The organism is Nostoc sp. DedVER02 (assembly GCF_034530675.2).
Classification (GTDB): domain Bacteria; phylum Cyanobacteriota; class Cyanobacteriia; order Cyanobacteriales; family Nostocaceae; genus Nostoc.
Window position 1 is genome coordinate 301187 of sequence record NZ_JAVRCP020000003.1, and the last position, 17113, is coordinate 318299.

The window sequence follows — 17113 nt, forward strand, 5'->3', positions numbered from 1 at the left end:
CCAATGCCCCATACCCAATGCCCCATTCCCAAATTGTTATTAGTTCGCAGATACTAATAACGGAACTGTGACAATTTCCTTCAAGCTAACTGAAGAGAGGAGTTCTTCCCATTGTTTAGTAAGAGCTACATTGTTAGGTTGAGCGTTGTGTAGGGCTGCAAGTGTTTCTACACAGTCATACCAAACGCCATGTTTACCAAAAGCTGCTGCCCGCTTCAGAGCATCTTTTTGCTGCATTGCTGTTGCCAGTTCAGCATTAGGCTGGATGCGTTGAATCCAACCATCGACATAAGGTGTAGCTGGACTTAGCTGCCCATCAACTTTGACAGCTAAGAACCAATGGTAGTTTTTCCCAACTGCTAAAGCGGGTGCGTCGGCTGGTAATTTGACAGCCATTACCCCAGCTTTGAGAGCAATAGGAATGGTCATTTGATACTGTGTATTACCAGCTTCATCCTTGAGGCTAAACACAGCTTCTTCTGCATTAGAAGCTGGGAGATATACCAGAATTGTGGGACGTTCAGACACTGTTGTGCCATAGAAGTTTTGGGGTAGGAGTGCGATTATGGCTGCTGGGCCTGCTGCACCTACAGTTGAAGGATTTAAGTCGTAACTACCAACCCGAGAAGCTCCGCCACTCGCCTGTTGAGGAGCGGTTTTACCTGGACTTGGTGTAAAGAGATCGCCTCTAGAAGCTCCTCCAGTTGCTTGTCTGGGAGCGCTTTTGCCTGCACTAGGTGTAAAGAGGTCGCCTCTAGAAGCTCCTCCAGTTGCTTGTCTAGGAGCGCTTTTGCCTGCACTAGGTGTAAACAGACTACCACGGGAAGCTCCTCCAGTTGCTTGGCTGGGAGCGCTTTTGCCAGAAGTAGGAATAAAGAAATTTCCACGGGAAGCCCCCCCAGTTGCTTGGCTAGGAGCGCCATTGTTGATGGGTGGGGTAAATGTAACAGCATGGGCACTGTTCAATGTGGTACTAGTGAGCAAAGCGATGACGCTCAATGCACTAGCCAAATATCGACGTTTCATAACGTAGCACCTCGTTTGATAGTTTGATAAAAGTAATACTAAATACATTGATTCTGATTGTGGGAAAAAGCTGGATAAATCTTTTTAGCTTGGAGTCAAAGGCTTCAAGACCTACTAGAAATATAAACTAAGGCTGATTTTAATGCTGTAAAAGTTTGTGCAAATCACAAAGGCTTTACTAAGTGAATTTACGCATTTAAAGAAAGACCAGGAAGTAAAGCGAAGCTTGTAGTTTAAATCTCTTACTAAATCGGAGATTTGGGGCTTTGAATTAGATAAAGTTGAGAGCAAAGAATAAATATCAATCTCCTGCCTCCCCAATACTGCTCGCTTTGTGCATTTTTAACTCGGCATTGGGTTTGGGGAATAAGGTTAAAGGTTTTTTCTTTCCCCTTTCCCCTGCCCCTTATCCCCAGAGGGGGCCCCACCTTCCCCTTTTCCCCAAAACCCGACAAGTATTGCCTGCCTCCCGCCTCCTTCATAACCAGTTACCAACCAAAACAAAGGCAGACCAAAAGAAAGGATCGTTGAAATCTGTTTGGCGAATTAAGTCGATTTGGGCTTGTCGCAGTGCTTCGGCTTTAGTGATTTTGGGCTGTCGCAATTGGTCGTAGAAGCGCGTCATCAGCATCTCGGCTGCTTTATCTTTGACAGGCCAAAGAGTGGCAATGGTTGAGCGGGCACCAGATTTGACAGCCAAGCCTGCTAGTCCAAGAGCGGCGCGATCGTCGCCTGCTGCCGTATCGCAAGCACTCAGTACTAGTAACTCAATTGCTTTCGATGACTCGCCACCCCGATTCTTGAGAAGTTCTGATAATTCCTTAACGTTGACTTCTCCATCCCAAGTCAGTAGGAAGGTATCTTCAAGGCGCGAGCTAAACTGTCCGTGGGTTGCCAGATGGACAACATCAGCGCTACTAGATTTGACGCGATCGGCAAGGGCTTGACTAGTGAATTGCTGGTTGAGCAACATCGAAGATCGGACTGCCTTCGAGATTTGCTTAACTTCTAATTCCACAGCAGGCAAAGCACTGAAGCCATTACGAGATTGGCTGATACCGCCGACGATCGCATTAATTTTGTTTTGCTTTAGCGATCGCGCACTCATCAATTGCATTCCCGGTGAAAGAGCAACAGCATACTTCTCAATCAAATATTGCTTACCGTCATATAAAGCTGATATAGGAATATTACGTAATCGACCATCTAAAACAAATACTAGTGTTTGGGTATCCTTGAAAGCTCCATCCATTTCGGCAGGACGAATTAACCAACTATAAATTTCTTGAGACAAGCGATCGCGCTCTTTAGAATCGGAGACAGGATTGAAGCCAACTAATAATTTTTCTAGAGTTTGTTCAATATCAGTTTGAGATTTTTTTGTCGCATAATAACGCAACGGTTGTCCGGTTTTGGAAAGGATTACTGCTAGGCGATCTGGCAAGATAATTGGATAAACAACGGTTGCATTGGGGTCAATTTGGTCAATCTGCTGAGATATATCTAAACAAGCTTCCCGAAAAAAGTTATCGAGTTCTGCAACTTGCAGTGCCTCTATCAAGTCACGAGCTTTTATCAGTTCTGCTTGAGTAGGTTGTTGATCTAGGAGTAAACCTACAAGTTCTCGGTAAACAGGCTCCACACTTTCACGGAAGGAGAACTGAACATCGGGGTTAACGGAAACTAAATCTCCCCTGATTGACTTTAAAGCTTTGACTGCTTCAGTATAAGCAGCGATCGCTTCTGGGCGATCGCCTTGTTCTTTATACAACTGTCCCACCTGCCAAGCAGATTGAGCAATGATATCCTCAGATTGGAGTTGACGCGCAATTTGGAGGGATTTCTGAGTTAACTTCTGTGCTTGTGACAACTGCTGTGTCTGACGATAGAGTTTTCCCCACTGATGCAGTGCATAAGCTTCTGCTTGAGCATCTTGGATCTGTTGGGCAGACTTGACTGTGGCTGCCATCAGTTGCGCCAGGTCTTTGAGTGGTATGATTTGGTTAAAATTTGACTGCCGATTCAGTGAAGCAACAAAATTGATTGCTGCGTAGAGAGAGGTGTGGCTTGGAGTTAGTTCTCCAAGTTGTTGTAGTAATTGAGGTGCGAGTGGGGTAGCCAACTCAGGCTTGTCGTAGGCGAGAAAAAGCTTAAACTTAGCTAAACGTGCCTGTAAGCGATCGCTTGGATTTGTAGTTAACTGTTCTGCCTGTTCAAAGTAATTTAACGCCGCCTCTGGATCTTTTAAGTCTGCGGCAGTTTTTCCTAAGCTTAGTAAAATGGGGCTTAATTGAGATGTAGCTTCAATTTTACGAGCGATCGCCAAACTTTGCTCCAACACCTGTTGACTCTTGCCATCGCCAATCATCAGCAGGGCAAAACCAAGCGATCGCAGCCCAATAACTTTAATTTCTGAATCTGGCATTGATCCTAAATTTTGATTCAGTGTCTCCAACTGCTGTTTAGAACGACGATAAAATCCCAAACTTTGTAAAGCTTGTGCCTGGTTAATTTGACTACCCAAGCTACCTATTTTGTCGCCTGCTTGCTCATAATATTTTTGAGCTTGTTGCCAATTTTCAAGGGCAATTTCGGCTTTACCATTGTGCAATTGTAAATTTGCTTGGGTATTGAGTACCTGCGCCCAGAGAATTGCATCAGCAGAGGGAATAGTTTGCAACAGTTTCAAGCTTTGCTCAATCGACTCTTCGGCTGCTTTCCATTGGTTAAGTTCCTGTTGTGCCAGTGAAAGGTAGCTTAAGCTAAGGGCTTCGTTCTGGCGATCGCCTTGAGTATGGTACTGTTGTGCTGCCGTTCGCCAAACCATCACGGCTTCCGCAAAGCGTCCTGAACGGTAGAGGTTTCGTCCCTGTTCTATCTGGTTAGTGGATACTGAAGCATTCACATTCGGGGTAGATGCCGATACTTGCACAGATGTAGTAGGTGTAATAGTTACTGCCAAACATAAACTCAATATACTCAGATTGATATATAGCCATCGACGTTGTTTGATTAGGAAAGGCATAAATAACTACTAATAGCTTTAAGGAGAGTCACAGCACTCACTTAAATATTGCCCAACTAATCATGTAATCTATCAGTCTAAGCTTCCACTGCTCAGTATTTGTTGAGCGATCGCTTTTCGGGATAAAATCATTCGCCATTGGCATTTCGATGCTAATGGGCAGTTTTCAACCCAATCTTAAAGTAGATGAGATAAATCATTAGAAACATAGATACTGCAACTATCAAGCAATGAATTAACAAGCCCCTACTATAGGAATCATATTTGATTTCTGAAAAATCTAAGTATTTGTAGGGTGTGTTAGGCGTAAGCCGTAACGCGCCATTCTCTTGAGGCTTTGGTGCCGTACTCTTTGCGCTCACACCTACGTATCTTTTCAAAAATCAAATAGTAGTCCTATAGGAGCTTTTTTTAATTAATTATCCATTGGAATTAGAATGCTTCATCACGAGAAGTAATGACATTCATCCTCAAGGTGATTACTAGTTGATTCTACTGGTAGATTGAATGTCAATGTTTGGATTGCTATTGTGTATTTGTAGGTTAAAAACGTTTATCAAATTAAACCAATGAATATTCTTGCTTGGATTGTTTTAGGTCTAATTGCTGGTGCTATTGCAAAGGCTATCTACCCTGGTCATCAAGGCGGCGGAATCTTAGCAACAATTGTATTAGGAATCATTGGTGCTTTTATTGGTGGTAGCTTGGGTGTATTTTTCAGTACAGGAACATTCGCTCTAGCGGCTCCAACTTTGAGCATTCCTGGTATTGCAGTAGCAGTTCTCGGTGCAATTGTCGCAGTTTTCTTGTGGAACTTGCTAAATCGTAGCAGTGCTGTGTAATCAATTAAATTGGAATTAATTAATAGTAAAAATCAGGGAACCTATTTCACTATATTTTATCCCTGAATTGAAATAAAACAATAGCGCCTACCTAAATATAGGTAGGCGCTAATATTATTTTGTTGGTATCAATAGCTTTTTTGTAATCTCCAAGGCGACTGTAAGCAAATCCCAGATTATCCAGAGCCTTACCCTTACCTTGACGGTCTTTGATTTCTTCTTTTAAAGAAGCGATCGCGCCGTCATTCGTGGACAAGATCCGATTACTTTGCCAAATCAAAGCGAACCTGAAGCAGATGTGGCGATCGCACGCGGTAAAGATGAAGATTATCTCGCCCATCATCTTTATCCTGAAGATATTTTTTTAGTGATTGAAATTTCTGACTCAATCCCTGAGACACATGAGTAATGAGTAATGAGTGTTTCAATAAGAACATCAGGCACAACCCCTGAGACACTGTGAATTTTGGGTGGTATTGGGTTAAAAAAGAAACATGAAAATTATCAAACCCATCACCAATTGGTTAGAAACCCGCGCTTGTGCCCCTACTTATGGCGGTTGGGTGCTAGCAGTAACGGCTATTTGTTTTTTTGGAGCAGGTATCAATACGATGGCTGGTTGGCTGTACGCCATTAGCGGCATCAGTTTTGCCCTTTTGGGTGTAGCAGCTATCTTACCGCCGCGATCGCTCACAAATCTATCTATCACTCGCCGTCCCATTCAACCTGTGTCAGCAGGCGACGATCTAACGGTGGAATTAGAAATCCGCAATCAGACACAGCAGCCTGTCAGCTTATTGCAAGTTGAGGACATACTACCCTTCGTTTTAGGGAAACCAGTACAAAAAGCAATCGAAACAATTCCTAGCCAAGGTAGTTACCGTTGGGTATATTACTACCCTACCCAGCGCCGGGGTGTTTATCGCTGGCACATAGTGGAACTAGGTTCTGGTGCGCCTTTAGGATTATTTTGGTGTCGCCGTCAGCGTGATTGTGCTGCTAAAGCAATTGTCTATCCGACAGTGTTACCCTTGGCTACTTGCCCCTTAGTAGACGAAATGGGGCAAGAAGAGAGTAAAAGGGGCGATCCTCGTGGTAGACCATTGCAGACAGCGACAACGGGACTGGTGCGATCGCTCCGTCCTTATCGTCTTGGAGATCCCACCCGTCTCATTCACTGGCGGACTAGCGCCCGTTATGGGGAATTAAGGGTGCGGGAATTAGAAATGGTAACAGGTGGACAAGAAATAGTTATTGCCCTTGACAGCGCTAGCAATTGGGAAGAAGAAAACTTTGAACAAGCAGTAATTGCCGCAGCTTCGCTGTACTTTTACGCACACCAGCAGCAATTACAGGTGCAACTATGGACAGCATCAACAGATTTAATCAAAGGCGATCGCTTTGTTCTAGAAACTTTAGCAGCAACCATAGCCCAAGAAGATGCCAGTTCAGTAGTTCCTAAAATTTATCCCTTGATTTGGCTGACTCAAAATCCTTTGAGCCTTGCTACTCTTCCTCAAGGTAGTCGCTGGGTTTTGTGGCAAAATATTTCTTCATCACCTGAACAAGAGATAATCAATCGGGATCATCCTGGTCTTTTTGTACAAAGCGATCGCCCTCTGCAACCCCAGCTACAAAAAACATTACACTTATTATAAATTGCATGAATTGGGCATTGGGCATTGGGAATTGGGCAAGGAGAAGAATTAAAATTACTATTACTTCCTTTTTCCCCTGCCCCCTGCCCCCTGCCCCCTTGCTTCTTCCCCATTCCCCATTCCCATTCAAGTTAAACTTTTATTTGATCCCAGCACACCAGACATATCAGCTTTTGAGCAAAGATAAAACAATCTGGGCGGGTAAGGTTGGGGAAATCCACCCAGTAATCCTATAGTGCGACTGAGGTACAATGCAAAGAAATATTTAAATTATGAGCGACATGATCACATCAGAACATAACACAAAATCCAGCGATAGAAGCCTAGAGGCAATGCGGCATTTTTCCGAACAATACGCCAAGCGGACTGGAACATACTTCTGTTCTGAACCTTCTGTTACCGCAGTTGTGATTGAAGGGCTAGCCAAACATAAAGACGAACTAGGTGCGCCTTTATGTCCCTGTCGCCATTATGAAGATAAAGAGGCTGAAGTCCATGCCACCTATTGGAATTGTCCCTGTGTGCCAATGAGAGAACGCAAAGAGTGCCATTGTATGTTGTTCCTCACCCCTGACAACGAGTTTGCTGGAGACAAACAAGATATCTCTCTGGAAACAATTAAAGAAGTACGAGACAGTATGGGATGAACGAAATCATCCCCCAAGAGTTTTGGCAAGGCGTAGAACAGTTCAACTCTGGTCAGTTCTATGCCTGTCATGACACTTTAGAGGCTTTGTGGATTGAAGCCAGCGAACCAGAAAAAACCTTTTATCAAGGCATTCTCCAAATTTCTGTAGCGCTGTATCATTTGGAGAATCGGAACTGGCGAGGTGCGGTTATTCTACTGGGAGAAGGCGGCAATCGCCTACGGCGTTACCCATCTAGTTACAGTGGCGTTGATGTAGATGAGCTATTGAGTCAAAGTGCAGCATTGTTGACGACATTACAACAAATAGGGCCAGATAAAATTACATCTGGCGATCTGGGTGAAAATCAAGTCCTGTCTTTGCCTAAAATTGTCCTGTCTACTGATTAGACATCTGCTAAATTAATTATGCGTTGTCTGAAATTTTTGGTAGGCACAATTCATGTAGACACAAAGCGGCTTCGCGCAGGGTATTGTGCCTACGCCATTTTCACTCAGATGCTAATTACCTGAAACCTTGAGGTTAGGGGTAGCGTCACTATTTCAGCCAGTAGTTATCGGAAACCACTCCAGATTTTATATTCATAATCTGGATAAAGTACTTGAGATAATTAGAATGCAAGCTGAAATCCCAAATCCCTAATTCCTATGATGCCCTGCTATCAATTGCCCATGTCACAGTTCCGTCGCTTTGGATTAGCTTTAATGCTACCAGTTGCACTCTTGGGCGCTTTTGCCTTCCCTACCCAACTGCAAACCGCTACTGCACAAACATCTAAAGACAATCGCCCTCTGACTATCCGCGCTGATGTGCAAGAATATGACGCTAAAAATCAAGTAATCACTGCTCGCGGTAACGTGCAAATGTTGTATCCTTCTCGTCAACTTCAGGCAACATCTGCCCAAGCACAGTACTTTAGTAAGGAACGCCGAATTGATTTCAGTGGCAACGTATATATTTTGCAACAGGGTGGTAACAGTATCCGAGCAGAGAAAGTAACGTATTTAATTGATGAAGGGCGATTTGTTGCTTTACCTCAATCTAACCGTCAGGTAGAGTCTATCTACATGGTTGAGGAATCACAAGGACAAACCGCGACACCTGCCCCAACTGTCCCACAGACACCTTTGAAGCCTTCTAACTAGCATTTACCACCAAGAAAGGGTGCTTCCAGCGTGAAAATTGTTTTAGAGAATATTCACAAATCTTACGGCAAGCGAGTAATTGTCAATCGGGTTAATCTTTCTGTTGGTCAGGGCGAAATCGTTGGTTTACTAGGCCCCAATGGGGCTGGTAAAACGACGACTTTTTACATTGCCACAGGTTTAGAAAAGCCCAATCAAGGAAAAGTTTGGTTGGGTAATCTGGACGTTACGGCAATGCCAATGCACAAAAGGGCGCGATTGGGTATTGGCTATCTCGCACAAGAACCGAGTGTTTTCCGCCAACTCTCGGTACAGGATAATATTCTGTTGGTGCTAGAGCAAACAAAAGTGCCACGACGAGAATGGTCAAGACGACTCAATACTTTACTGCGGGAGTTTCGGTTGGAAAAATTAGCCAATAGTAAAGGAATTCAACTTTCTGGTGGTGAACGACGGCGCACGGAATTAGCGAGGTCTTTAGCTGCTGGAGTAGAAGGGCCAAAATTTTTACTTTTGGATGAACCATTTGCGGGAGTCGATCCGATCGCAGTTTCAGAAATTCAGCACATTGTCGCACAACTGCGCGATCGCGGCATGGGAATCTTAATTACAGATCATAATGTCCGCGAAACCCTTGCCATCACCGATCGCGCCTACATCATGCGCGAAGGACAAATTCTTGCTTTTGGCGGCGCTGACGAACTCTACAGCAATCCCTTAGTCCGGCAATATTATTTAGGAGATAATTTTCAAGTCTAAATTAACAATTATTTCGTTAATAATTTTTCAAAGGATATTTTTATATCTAATTTTAATTATCAATTTATTAATTTATTTGATTCTGCTTTCTCGACCATTAAAAATTAAACTTTGATTCTAAATACAGCAGATACAGCAGTTTGTAATTAAGTAAGGTAAAGAACTTAGACTTCAACACAAAATATGAGGGCTATTTTACTTCTTCCTCCTGCCCCCTGCCTTCTACCTCTTATCTCTTACCTCCACCAGGGCTGCCAAATTTAAATTGCTTATGATCTCAAAGAACTTCCCGTCTTTCTACAACCTATATTCGCTGCTACCTTTTACGATCATGGATCGTTATCTTACCAGCGAATTGATAGCGCCGTTTTTCTTTGGTGTCGGAGCTTTTTCATCACTTGGTGTCACCATTGATGCTGTATTTGATCTAGTCAGAAAAATCGTAGAATCTGGGCTACCGATAGACATTGCCATTCAAGTTTTTTTGCTAAAGTTTCCCAACTTTATTGTTCTAGCCTTCCCCATGTCTACGCTGCTGGCTACTTTGATGACCTACAGCCGTCTTTCTAGCGAGAGCGAACTTATTGCTCTGCGTGGTTGTGGGGTCAGCGTCTATCGCATAGTGCTAACTGCTGTCATGTTAAGTCTTGTGGTTACAGGAATGACATTTGTGTTTAACGAACAAATTGCACCAGCAGCAAATTACCAAGCGACGATGACTTTGGATAAAGCTCTCAAATCAGATAAGCCAACTTTTAAACAGCAAAATATTTTCTATCCTGAATACCAGGATGTTACCCAGCCGGATGGTTCTAAAAATAGGATATTGTCACGCTTATTTTACGCTGACCAATTTGATGGTAAGCGGATGAAAGGTTTGACGATTATAGACCGTTCAACAAAAAATCTGAATCAAATTGTGGTGTCAGAATCTGCTGAGTGGAATCCTTCTCAAAATATCTGGGATTTTTACAACGGTACGATCTATTTTGTTGCTGCCGATCGCTCCTACCGCAACATCGTCAGATTTGAACACCAACAACTGCAACTACCACGCACACCATTAAGTCTGGCAGAAAAAAGCCGAGACTATGGCGAGATGAATATTGCTGAATCACTAGATCAACTACAAGTAGAATATCTTGGTGGCGATCGCCAAAAAATTCGTAAACTCGAAGTGCGAATTCAACAAAAAATCTCCTTACCCTTTGTATGCGTTGTTTTTGGCTTAGTTGGTGCAGCAATGGGAAGCATCCCCCAGAGAACTGGACGAGGTACCAGTTTTGGGATTAGCGTTATAGTTATTTTTTCCTACTACTTAATTTTCTTCATTACTGGTGCGATCGCCCAAACAGGTGCCCTCTCTCCCTTTATGGGAGCTTGGTTGCCCAACTTTCTTTTTTTGGGAATAGGTCTATTCTTATTGATACGAGTTGCCAAACGCTAAAGGGCATTGGGAATTGGGCATTGGGCATTGGGAATTGGGAATTGGGAATTGGGAATTGAGTATAGTTATTATTCTTGTCTCCCTGCCCCCCCTGCCCCCTGCCCCCTGCCCCCTGCCCAATTCCCTACTTTAAATTTCGGCATTCCGGTGCATTCGGGTTTTCCTTACAGTATTCTTCAAAAGAGACTTTGGCTGATACCATACCCTCAGCTTTCTGATGAGCAGCTTCTGCCTGAAGTTCTTCTACCTCATCCCAAGCGGCTGCACAGGCTTTAGAATAAGCACCTTGTTCGGTGCAAATAGCGCGAGACTGTTCAATTGCTTTTTGAATTCTCTCCTCCAGCAGTAGCGCTTTTGGGGCTTCCACAAAGTCGCTTTTGGTCAAAATGTCGGTAATTGAGATGATGCCTAACAGCTTGCCTTGAATCACAGGTGCGCGATGAATACCAGTGTTAGCGAATAACCGCGCTACATATTCCACACCCAAATCAGGATTTACGACTATGCAGGGCTTGCTCATAATCTCGTAAACCCGCACTTGATTTGGATCTTTACCGTAGGCTGTTACTTTATAGACAATATCCGTTTCTGTGACAATACCATAAGCATCATTTTCATGGCGAATATCTACAACTAGCGCCCGCAATTTTTTTTCCTTCATCAGCCCCACTGCTTCAGCAACAGTCGCCGAACCGCGAATGGTAACTACGTTTTTGGTCATGATCTCTTCAGCTTTCATCATTGCTGTAGTCTCCTGGTAAATAGTAGGGTGCGGCACAGCGCCCTCAGAGGCGTATGTATCGAAGTATTGCAGCGTACAGTTTGCTAACTAGAAAGTAAAAAAGTCGAACTTTTGTCCAGCTACAACAATAAACTTAAAGCAACTGTCAACTCGTGATGTTATCCAATGTGACCAATACCCAAAAACTAACCATAAATTGTCATAACTTTCTAGAAAATCTTGCCAAAGGACTCCAGCCACTAAAAAGTAAATTTTTGACTACTACATGTCTATTGGTAATGACTAATAACTGATAGAGAAGTTAGGATGAAATTACTATCCAAGTTCAGTTGAGATATTTCCTGTTGAGGAAAGTAAAAGCATTAAACAGCAAAATCTTCAAATCCCGTAAAATTTCCCTAATTCTGAGTAAATTTCAATTACGAATCCCATGTCACATCGTGATTATCCTCCCGCTTACTTACGCTATCTCAAAGCCAGATTATTGAATCTAGGACGACCTAGTTTTTGGGTAACTGCAATTTTTTTATCTGTACTAGGGCTAGTAACTTGGGAATACTGGTCAAATCCAGACATTTTCGTTTATAAGCAAAAAAAACAAGTTGCCTCCCAAAAGCCTGCTGATTCTTCACTTTCAGAAGAAAACAGAGCGATCGCAGCAGATATTGATAACTTACCGGTTTTGTTTAATGACTTTGAGCAAGCAAGTCTTTCACTAACGGCAAATACTCCCAATGAAAAGGCAAAGGATACTGAGAATCAAAGCTTCTTAGAGGATGTAGTTAATAAACAAAAGTCTACTAACGATGCCAAATTAAATCCGGCTTTAGGCGTTAGTGGCGACACTTCCTCAACTGTAAAAAATCCCTTCGTTGTACAAACAGAAAATTTGTTGCGGACTGGGGGGGGTGATAACAATAATCAGTTTCTCGGTTTCAAGACCTTAAATGCGCCCTCTGAATCAACAGGCGAGGAACAAACATCTTCCAGTCTGGGAATTGGATTCACCAATCAAACCAACAAAAATCAAAATTCTGTCTCCATCAACCCTCTGCAAGCAGCACTCAACCAATCGACAAATCAGAAGTTGTCTAGTTTCAATGGTAGTGCAACTGTGCCAAATGCTCTAGGCCAAGTTTCTGACTCAAAAACAACGTTAATACCGCCTATCAACAGCTTAACAAGTCAGAATTCTTTACCAGTTACTGGTTTAACTCCGGGAACGGGCTACAACACGTCAACGGGTACAAACTTGCAGCAAAATCCCTCTAATAATTTAAACAACGGTCAGTTATTACCTAATAGTGGGTTAAATACCAGTACAGGTTATACTTCACCGGGTACGAACTTACCACAAAATCCCTACAATAATAATCCCTACAATAATTTAAATAACGGTCAAGTATTGCCTAATGTAGCACCAGTAGCGCCCCCAGTCACCTCTACTGCACCAACTAATATTTCACCTTACTCTAGCCAGATCCCCAATCAAGGCGTTATCGCCCCTATAAATGGGAATTATGGCTTGCAGCAGCCGATGCAACCACCACAATCTAATTATGGAAGTTATGGCTTGCAGCAGCCGACGCAACCATCACAATCTAATTATGGGAATTATGTGCAGCAGCAACCAACACAGTCTAATTCCTTATATCTTCGCCAGCTTCGAGACAAGTATAGAAGTCCTGGTCAAAATTGATTGTCAGCAGGTCGCTTAACTGGATAAATTCTAGCTAAGTAAGTCAACACAATAAAACCAAACTGTGTGAAGGAAAGTAAACAAGGCTCAAAATCTTTCTCCCCCTGCTCCCTGCTCCCTGCCCCCTGCCCCCTGCCTTATCCCAACAATAATTATTTACGCCGACCTACTTAAGGTGATTGTGGGCTATTTGGGATAATTGGAACTTCTGGTGTTTCGGGTTGTTGCTGTTGTCGTTGTAAATATTTACTTAATACATAAGCCATATCTCCACGGGTAACGGGTTTTAATGGAGAAATATTGCCTTGAGCATCTGTATTGAGAAATCCCTCAGTAGCGACTGTAGCGATCGCTTTTCTAGCCCAAGTTGGGATAGACTTTTCATCGGGATGTGAAGCCAGAATCTCATTCACAGCCTGATCGGGAAACTGAAATACACCATAAGCCTGAGCGAAAATAGCCAGAGCCTCCGCTTTTGTCACTTTTTGATTAGGAAAAAATTCATTGCCGCGATAACCTTTCATGATGTCAGTTTTTAAGACTATTTGTATATCATTAAATGCCCAATAAGAACGAGGAACATCTGGAATAACTAAATTTTCTTTACTCACAGCTTGTCTTTTATCAAGCCGAAATGCTTTTACCATAATTGATGCTAATTCGGCCCGACTCAGTAACCTTTCTGGATAAAACTTGCCATCAGAAAAGTTTGTCATCCATTTAGCAGCAATTACTTGTTGAATGGAATCGGATGGGATTCCAGAAGTGGTTTCTGTCCCTTGAGCAATTGCTGGCAAATTTTGTAATATTGCCATTAAAGATAGAGTAATTGAAAGCTGACGCATTACCATAACCACTTTTAGCCGCTAACGAGAATTTTAAAAACTACGTTACTGAGGTTAACGCAAAACTTGGTGTTTTTAATAACCTGTAACTTAGCTAGTGACGAATTTAGGCTGGGCAATGTTGCGTAGCTACGTAGAGTGTAGCTTTAAAAATTAGGACTGTGTTCAGAATCCCAGCATTTCTGATCGCGCCAGATTCTACCAGTGTGTTCACATTCTGATTTATCGTAAATCCAAGGAATTGAAGTCGGGTAATTGCTAGATAGGGGAGTAAGTGAAGACAATATAAAAGAAAATATAGTATAGCTAGAAACCGAGAGAATGCTTAGAAAACCTATGATGAACAAAATATTTACAGGAGTCCAAAAAGGATATAAAGCTTTTTCAGAGCGTAAACGCATTTTAGAACGACGTTCTGAACCTGCTAGCAACACTAGATAAAACCTTAATCCGGGAATTGGCACTGAAACTCTTATGTCTAAAGAATGACGAGTCCAAGCACGAGAGCTAAAACCCTTTTTTAGGGCTTCTAATTGCTCCACAGTGAAGGTATTTGCTACTTTTGGGTCAATCTCAGCGAAAAGTTTTTCAAAGGTAAGAGCAGTCTGCTGGGTGGTTTTCATAACGTTAGTATATTAATATACAATATTTTACATGAGTTATCTCCTCTGTCCCGGACACTAAGATGTTTTATTTTTGATAAATTTCTAATAAAGGAAGTAGAAATTAGGAAAAACTTGTTTTTTAGCTTTCATCTTTTGAGGTTATCTGCCCACTACTATGGACTATAGTCAGTTTTTCAGGAGTTTTGGGAATGACAGCAACAGATCCCGTAAAGTTGATGAAGCAAGAAGTTGGCAAAGCCGCCGCCGCCCTGGTAAAATCAGGTTCCATCGTTGGGTTGGGTACGGGGTCAACTACAGCATATACAATTCAGTTTTTAGGCGATCGCCTAAAAACTGGTGAACTCAAAGATATCATTGGTATACCTACCTCCTTTCAGTCAGAAGTACTGGCGAAGCAGTACGGGGTTCCTCTCGCCACCTTAGATGCTATTGACCACATCGATATTGCCATTGATGGGGCAGATGAAGTCGATCCGCAGAAGAATTTGATTAAAGGCGGTGGTGCAGCACATACCCGCGAAAAAGTCGTAGATTACCTTGCAGAACAGTTTATCGTCGTTGTAGATAGTGGTAAATTAGTAGACCGCTTAGGTTCTAGTTTCGCAGTACCCGTAGAAGTAATTCCAATGGCGATTACTCCTGTTACCAATGCTATTAAAAAACTTGGTGGTAAACCAGAACTCCGCATGGGTGTAAAAAAAGCTGGCCCAGTAATTACTGACCAAGGTAACTTTGTCTTAGATGTCAGATTTGACTCTATCGAAGATCCAGTCAGCCTAGAAAAGACATTGAATAACATTCCCGGTGTTCTAGAAAATGGGATTTTTGTTAACTGTGTCGATTTAGTTTTGATTGGTGAAGTCAAAGATGGTCAGCCATTAGTGCGCCAACTGTAAAAGTTATAGATTTTGGATTTTAGATGTCTTTGAAATCTAAAATCCAAAATTAAATCATGATATAACCTTTTCCCCAAACCCAATTCTGAGTTCAAAATCCAAAACCCGAGTAGTATTGAAACTCATCCCATCAATCAGCAATGCCCAAGATTGCTATTGCATTCTGTCAATTGTGCGATATTGAATCGCTTCCGCCAGATGACTAGTTTTTAGCTCATCGTCTCCCGCTAAATCTGCAATCGTTCGTGCTACTTTGAGAATGCGATCGCTAGCTCTGGCTGATAAACCTAATTTTCTAATGGCTACTTCTAATAAATTGCGGCTACCATCATCTAGCTTGCACCATTTTTGAAGATGACGACTTTGCATTTGGGCATTGCAACGCAGATTTGCTTCTCCTTGAAAACGGGTAATGGCGCGATCGCTTGCTTGTTGCACTCGCTGTAGCACTGATATTGATGCTTCTCCCGTAGGTTGTTGGGTAATTTCTTCTGGTTTCAAGCGATTCACCGCAACTTGTAAATCAATTCGATCCATCAACGGCCCAGAAAGTTTTGCCCAATATTGCTCGCGTTGGCGGGGAGAACAAGTACATTGTTGAATGGTATCGCCATAATAACCGCAAGGACAGGGATTGGTACTCGCCACCAAAGTAAACTGCGCGGGAAACGTTACTGATAGTTTAGTACGAGAAATTGTGACGTAGCCATCTTCTAAAGGCTGACGCAGAAATTCTAAAACATCACGTTTAAATTCTGTCAATTCATCCAAAAATAAGATCCCATTGTGAGATAATGAGATTTCGCCAGGACGAGGGAAGCTACCACCACCAACGAGAGAAGGCCCGGATGCCGAGTGGTGCGGACTGCGAAAAGGGCGATCGCGTACCAACGAACCGCGATTTTTCAATAAACCAGCCACCGAATGGATGCGAGTCACTTCCAGAGATTCGGCAAAACTCAGAGGCGGTAAAATTCCAGGTAAACACCTTGCTAACATGGTTTTCCCACTACCAGGCGGCCCGACAAAGATTAAATTATGTCCACCAGCAGCAGCAATTTCTAAAGCCCGACGCGCATGAGCTTGTCCTTTCACATCATGTAAATCTGCACTAGGGTATGATACTGTTTTTATGCCTCCTGTACTATCCATTTGTACAGGTTTGTAACGCCCTGGATTCTTTAAAAGATCCACCACATCAGACAGATGTTTGCAGGCGAAAACAGCCAAGTCTTTTACTACCGCCGCTTCTTGGGCATTATCAGCAGGGAGAACTAAACCTGCAATTCCCATTTGTTGGGCTGCTGCTGCGATCGGTAAAACACCAGCCACAGGGCGCAAGCTGCCATCTAGAGAGACTTCACCCAAGAATAGATAATCCCCCAACAAATCAGCGCTAACTTGCTCAGAAGCCGCCAAAATTCCCACACTAATAGGTAAATCGAAACAGGGGCCTTCTTTGCGTAAATCTGCCGGAGTTAAATTGATCACAATTTTTCGCATAGGAAAGGCAAAACCGGCATTTTTCAGCGTTGCTTTGACCCTTTCCCTTGATTCTTGAATCGCTGAATCTGGCAGTCCCAAGACAACAATTCCCGGTAATCCCCCTGAGACATCGACTTCTACGCCTACTTTGACGGCATCGATGCCCACAATTGATGCACTCCAGACTCTAGCAAGCATTGCTTATATAACAGTAAACCTTTCAAATCTCTAGCAGATGTTTGGGGAGATTGGCATTGGTGAAATTACAGGG

The 17113-nt window shown here is 42.8% G+C and carries 16 protein-coding genes and 1 pseudogene; 10 read left to right on the forward strand and 7 right to left on the reverse strand.

Going from position 1 to position 17113, the window contains the following annotated elements; translation table 11 throughout:
• Positions 1-39 precede the first annotated feature (39 nt).
• Both RMZ41_RS06790 and RMZ41_RS06795 read right to left on the reverse strand, forming a co-directional pair.
• Positions 40-1026 carry a DUF928 domain-containing protein gene (locus RMZ41_RS06790; RefSeq protein WP_322640227.1) on the reverse strand — a complete coding sequence of 329 codons (987 nt, stop codon included), beginning with the start codon at positions 1024-1026 and terminating at the stop codon, positions 40-42.
• Positions 1027-1504: 478 nt separating this feature from the next.
• Entirely contained in the window at positions 1505-4051 is a 2547-nt protein-coding gene (locus tag RMZ41_RS06795) for a CHAT domain-containing protein (RefSeq protein WP_322640226.1), read from the reverse strand.
• A gap of 569 nt (positions 4052-4620) precedes the next feature.
• Here RMZ41_RS06795 and RMZ41_RS06800 point away from each other — a divergent pair.
• On the forward strand, positions 4621-4893 hold the full coding sequence (locus RMZ41_RS06800; protein WP_322640225.1) for a GlsB/YeaQ/YmgE family stress response membrane protein: 273 nt from the start codon (positions 4621-4623) through the stop codon (positions 4891-4893).
• 91 nt (positions 4894-4984) lie between these two features.
• On the opposite strand, the gene RMZ41_RS06805 is transcribed toward RMZ41_RS06800, so the two are convergent.
• Positions 4985-5149, reverse strand: coding sequence for a tetratricopeptide repeat protein (locus tag RMZ41_RS06805; protein ID WP_322640224.1), 165 nt, complete (start codon positions 5147-5149; stop codon positions 4985-4987).
• On the opposite strand from RMZ41_RS06805, the pseudogene RMZ41_RS06810 reads away from it, so the two are divergent.
• The 7 genes and pseudogenes from RMZ41_RS06810 to RMZ41_RS06840 form a co-directional block, all read left to right on the forward strand.
• Positions 5126-5281, forward strand: a pseudogene (locus RMZ41_RS06810) (Uma2 family endonuclease); the annotation flags it as partial. The gene RMZ41_RS06805 and the pseudogene RMZ41_RS06810 overlap by 24 nt on opposite strands.
• Positions 5282-5387: 106 nt before the next feature.
• On the forward strand, positions 5388-6551 hold the full coding sequence (locus RMZ41_RS06815) for a DUF58 domain-containing protein (protein ID WP_322640223.1): 1164 nt from the start codon (positions 5388-5390) through the stop codon (positions 6549-6551).
• Positions 6552-6832: 281 nt separating this feature from the next.
• Positions 6833-7198 carry a ferredoxin thioredoxin reductase catalytic beta subunit gene (locus RMZ41_RS06820; RefSeq protein WP_322640326.1) on the forward strand — a complete coding sequence of 122 codons (366 nt, stop codon included), beginning with the start codon at positions 6833-6835 and terminating at the stop codon, positions 7196-7198.
• Positions 7195-7587 (forward strand): DUF309 domain-containing protein, encoded by a 393-nt coding sequence (locus RMZ41_RS06825; protein WP_322640222.1) that lies wholly within the window; start codon positions 7195-7197, stop codon positions 7585-7587. Before RMZ41_RS06820 ends, RMZ41_RS06825 begins: the two co-directional genes overlap by 4 nt.
• Before the next feature lie 258 nt (positions 7588-7845).
• Complete coding sequence (locus RMZ41_RS06830; protein ID WP_322640221.1) at positions 7846-8343, forward strand: LptA/OstA family protein; 498 nt, start codon at positions 7846-7848, stop codon at positions 8341-8343.
• 30 nt (positions 8344-8373) lie between these two features.
• On the forward strand, positions 8374-9102 hold the full coding sequence (gene lptB / locus RMZ41_RS06835) for an LPS export ABC transporter ATP-binding protein (RefSeq protein ID WP_322640220.1): 729 nt from the start codon (positions 8374-8376) through the stop codon (positions 9100-9102).
• Between the two features lie 331 nt (positions 9103-9433).
• Positions 9434-10549, forward strand: a complete 1116-nt coding sequence (locus RMZ41_RS06840) for an LptF/LptG family permease (RefSeq protein ID WP_322640219.1) — start codon at positions 9434-9436, stop codon at positions 10547-10549.
• Between the two features lie 124 nt (positions 10550-10673).
• Here the strand turns inward: RMZ41_RS06840 and RMZ41_RS06845 are convergent, their stop codons facing one another.
• A complete protein-coding gene (locus RMZ41_RS06845; protein ID WP_322640218.1) occupies positions 10674-11291 on the reverse strand; it encodes a CBS domain-containing protein in 618 nt (205 codons plus the stop codon).
• A 430-nt stretch (positions 11292-11721) separates the two neighbouring features.
• On the opposite strand from RMZ41_RS06845, the gene RMZ41_RS06850 reads away from it, so the two are divergent.
• A complete protein-coding gene (locus RMZ41_RS06850) occupies positions 11722-12990 on the forward strand; it encodes a hypothetical protein (protein ID WP_322640217.1) in 1269 nt (422 codons plus the stop codon).
• A 170-nt stretch (positions 12991-13160) separates the two neighbouring features.
• On the opposite strand, the gene RMZ41_RS06855 is transcribed toward RMZ41_RS06850, so the two are convergent.
• Entirely contained in the window at positions 13161-13835 is a 675-nt protein-coding gene (locus RMZ41_RS06855) for an S-layer homology domain-containing protein (protein ID WP_322640216.1), read from the reverse strand.
• 146 nt (positions 13836-13981) lie between these two features.
• On the reverse strand, positions 13982-14458 hold the full coding sequence (locus RMZ41_RS06860; RefSeq protein ID WP_322640215.1) for a hypothetical protein: 477 nt from the start codon (positions 14456-14458) through the stop codon (positions 13982-13984).
• A 191-nt stretch (positions 14459-14649) separates the two neighbouring features.
• On the opposite strand from RMZ41_RS06860, the gene rpiA reads away from it, so the two are divergent.
• Positions 14650-15357, forward strand: coding sequence for a ribose-5-phosphate isomerase RpiA (gene rpiA, locus RMZ41_RS06865; RefSeq protein ID WP_322640214.1), 708 nt, complete (start codon positions 14650-14652; stop codon positions 15355-15357).
• Between the two features lie 153 nt (positions 15358-15510).
• Here rpiA and RMZ41_RS06870 read toward each other — a convergent pair whose 3' ends face one another.
• On the reverse strand, positions 15511-17040 hold the full coding sequence (locus tag RMZ41_RS06870) for a YifB family Mg chelatase-like AAA ATPase (RefSeq protein ID WP_322640213.1): 1530 nt from the start codon (positions 17038-17040) through the stop codon (positions 15511-15513).
• Positions 17041-17113: the final 73 nt, after the last annotated feature.